This is a genomic window from uncultured Gemella sp. (assembly GCF_963519265.1).
Classification (GTDB): Bacteria; Bacillota; Bacilli; order Staphylococcales; family Gemellaceae; genus Gemella.
The window spans coordinates 1-3534 of record NZ_CAUQNQ010000117.1 but is presented as its reverse complement, the minus strand read 5'-3'; the positions used below and the strand labels follow the sequence as shown (position 1 = coordinate 3534).

Genomic DNA, 3534 nt, shown 5'->3' with positions numbered 1-3534 from the left:
ATTTCTTAATTTTTTCAGCAATTATTAACACTGTATTAGATATATATTTTATTGCATATTTACATATGGGTGTACGTTCGGCTGGAGTTGCAACTATTCTTTCACAAGGTATTTCTGCAGTATTATGTTTTAACTATATTCGTAGAAAAACACCATTTCTAATTCCAACAAAAAAACATTTTACATGGAATAAAAAACTTTATTCTGATTTATTTAGCCAAGGTTTGGCGATGGGACTTATGTTTTCTGTTGTTTCGATTGGTACAGTAATCTTACAAACATCGATTAATGCTTTAGGTCCAGTAATTATCAGTGCTCAAACAAGTGCTAGAAGAATAATGATGTTCGTACTACTTCCAGTAGGATCTATGAGTGCGACTATAACGACTTTTACATCGCAAAACTTCGGAGCAAGACAGTATAGTCGAATAGTTGAAGGATTGCGTAAGGGTGCGCTTGTTACGATAATTTGGTCAGTCTTCATATGTATTACGCTATTTTTCGCAAGTTCATATTTAAATGAACTTATTACAGGAAGTAATGATGAAGAATTAATTTACCAGGCGTCATTATATCTTAAGATTAGTTCTGCATTCTATCCATTTTTAGCTATACTTTTAGTATTAAGAAATGCTCTGCAAGGTTTAGGGCAAAAGATGATGCCACTTGTTTCAAGTATTATAGAAATGCTAGGGAAAATATTATTTGTAATATTTATTATTCCAAGTGCAGGATATTTAGGAGTAATATTTGTAGAACCAATTCTATGGGTCGTAATGGCTGTTCAGCTGTATTATGCATTTAGAAAAGAGCCGGTCATTCGTTCGTTGAAGAAAAAGAGTGTATAAAAAATTGGGAAGTTACACCCAATCAGCAAAATTGAGAAGTAATTCTAAAATCAAGATTTTAGGGTTGCTTCTTTTTTTACTGCAAACCCCATAGTCACATGATATAATAGTAAGGTATGCAAAATAAAATGATAAGGTGACAGAATGAATAAATTAAAACAATTATTAAATGAAAAAAAATATTTAATTATGGGGATATTAAACTTTACTCCTGATTCTTTTTCAGATGGAGGAGATTTTTATGATGCGGAAGCTGCGATAGAAGGTGTTCGTAAGATGGTAGCTGAAGGTGCAGATATTATTGACATCGGTGCTGAATCGACTGGTCCAGGTTCTACTGTAGTTAGTGAGGAAGACGAACTTGCTAGATTACAAAGCGTATTTCCAATATTAAGAAAAACATTTCCTGATGTGTGTTTTAGCGTTGATACGTATAAGCCTAATGTAGCTGAATATATGATTGAAGCAGGAGTAGATGTACTAAATGATGTAAATGGTGCTAAAGGAAGTACTATGGCAGAAGTAGCTGCTAAACATGATATTCCTATCTTTATTATGCACAATGGTGGTGTAGAAGAAGGGCAAGAGATTGAACAAGTTGTGCGTGAATTAGGTGAGAGTGTTGATATTTGCTTAAATGCTGGTGTGAGAAAAGAAAACATAATTGTCGATCCTGGAATGGGATTTGGTAAAACTGCAGAAGCTAATTTAGAAATTACACGAAAATTAGAGTTACTTAATTCACTAGGTTGTGAAATCTTATATGCGGTAAGTAGAAAGAGAACGACGAATTATGTGTTAGGTGGTAATAGTAATCCGAAAGATAGAGATATAGTAAGTGCGGCTTTATCATTAGAAGCGGTGAAACGAGGAGCTAGAATGGTACGTATTCATAATGTAAAAGTTATGAAAGAAGCATTAATAACTTATGAAATAATTAATGGCTAATCTAATAAAAGGAGGTTAAAATGAAGAATATATTTGTTTATAATAATCATTTAGAAGCGAAGAAAGTTCTTAGCACGCTCGAGAGTGAATTAGAAATGTGTGATGAATTTATTTTCAGCGTGGCATTTATTTCAGAAAGTGGTTTGACTAGTTTGCTTCAGACTTTGAAGAATTTAGAAGAAAAAAACATCAGTGGAAAGATTTTAACGACGAATTATTTATATTTTAATACTCCTAAAGTGTTAGAGAAATTGTCTAATTTTAAAAATACATCTCTAAAGGTTTATGATTGTGTAGAAAATAAACACGGCTTCCACACTAAAGGTTATTTATTTAGATATGGTGATTCGTGGAAAGTGCTAATGGGAAGTTCTAACTTAACGAGTGCAGCGCTTACGATAAATAAAGAATGGAATACCTTTATTGTAGGAGATAGGATTTTAGCTGATAATGTCTTAGATGAGTTTAATAGTTTATGGGAGAAATCCAATTCTTACTCTGAAATAAAAGATAAGTACCTTGAAGAATTCGCTAGTAATCAGATTGAGACTGTTACTAAGAAAATTATTTCCGAGGAAATTAAACCGAATAAGATGCAAAGGAGTTTTATAGAAAATTTCGAAAAACTTCGTAATCAAGATAACAAGGGTCTTCTTATTTCTGCGACAGGAACTGGTAAGACATTTGCGGCTGCTTTTGCGATGAAGAGTATAGGCGCTAAGAGATTGTTGTTTATAGTCCATAGAGAACAAATTGCTCGTCAGGCGTTGGAGACATTCAAGACTATTTTTGGAACTAGCCGTAGCTATGGTTTACTTACAGGTAAAGAGAAAAATATAGAGGCAGATTTTATGTTTTCTACAGTTCAAACTATTTCTAAAGAAGATATTTTTAAGAGTTTTAACGATAGTCATTTTGATGAAATTATAATAGATGAGGTACATAGGGCAGGAGCTGACAGTTATCTTAGATTGATGGATTATTTCAAACCGACATTTTATCTAGGGATGACGGCAAGTCCTGATAGAACCGATAGTTTTAATATTTATGAATTATTTAACAATAATATCGTTTATGAAGTCCGCTTAAAAGAAGCGATGGAAAATTCATTATTATGCCCATTTCATTACTTTGGTATTAGTGATCTAGAGGTTGATGGTAAGGTTATTGACGAACTTAGTGATTTTTCAAATCTAGTGTCTAATGAACGTGTTGAGCATATTATAAGTAAAATCAATTATTATGGTTATTCAGGAGATAGAGTAAAAGGTCTAGTTTTCTGTTCGTCAAAACAAGAAGCTAAGGTGCTTAGTGAAGAGTTTAATGCACGTGGTTATAATACTACTAGCTTGACAGGTGAAGATAGTCAGGAACGACGTGAACAGGAGATTACTAAGTTAGTTGCGAATGATGGCGATATGTTAGACTATATATTTACCGTAGATATTTTCAATGAAGGGGTAGATATACCAGAGGTTAATCAGGTAATAATGTTAAGACCCACTCAAAGTTCTATTATTTTTATTCAGCAGTTGGGTCGTGGTTTGCGAAAATCTGCGAATAAAGATTTTGTGGTAATAATAGATTTTATAGCCAATTATAAAAATAACTTTTTAATCCCTGTGGCTCTATCTGGAGACAATAGTTATGATAAAGATACTGTTAGGAAATTTTTATCTCAGGGGACTAGGTATATTCCGGGGACATCGACTATTCATTTTGATGAAATCTCTAAACA

At 32.8% G+C, this 3534-nt stretch carries 3 protein-coding genes; all 3 read left to right on the top strand.

The genetic code is table 11. The features are described from left to right. Nucleotides 1–848, top strand: an 848-nt coding sequence (locus RWN11_RS07685; RefSeq protein WP_314161144.1) for an MATE family efflux transporter, incomplete at its 5' end; no start/stop codon positions are given. A 144-nt stretch (nucleotides 849–992) separates the two neighbouring features. Beyond that, nucleotides 993–1796, top strand: coding sequence for a dihydropteroate synthase (gene folP, locus RWN11_RS07680; RefSeq protein ID WP_314161143.1), 804 nt, complete (start codon nucleotides 993–995; stop codon nucleotides 1794–1796). A gap of 20 nt (nucleotides 1797–1816) precedes the next feature. Further along, on the top strand, nucleotides 1817–3534 hold a 1718-nt coding region (locus RWN11_RS07675), incomplete at its 3' end, for a DEAD/DEAH box helicase family protein (RefSeq protein ID WP_314161142.1).

Bases quoted from the DNA above. Each gene is read 5' to 3' on its own strand.
- folP (WP_314161143.1), top strand. From the start codon at position 993: ATGAATAAATTAAAACAATTATTAAATGAAAAAAAATATTTAATTATG.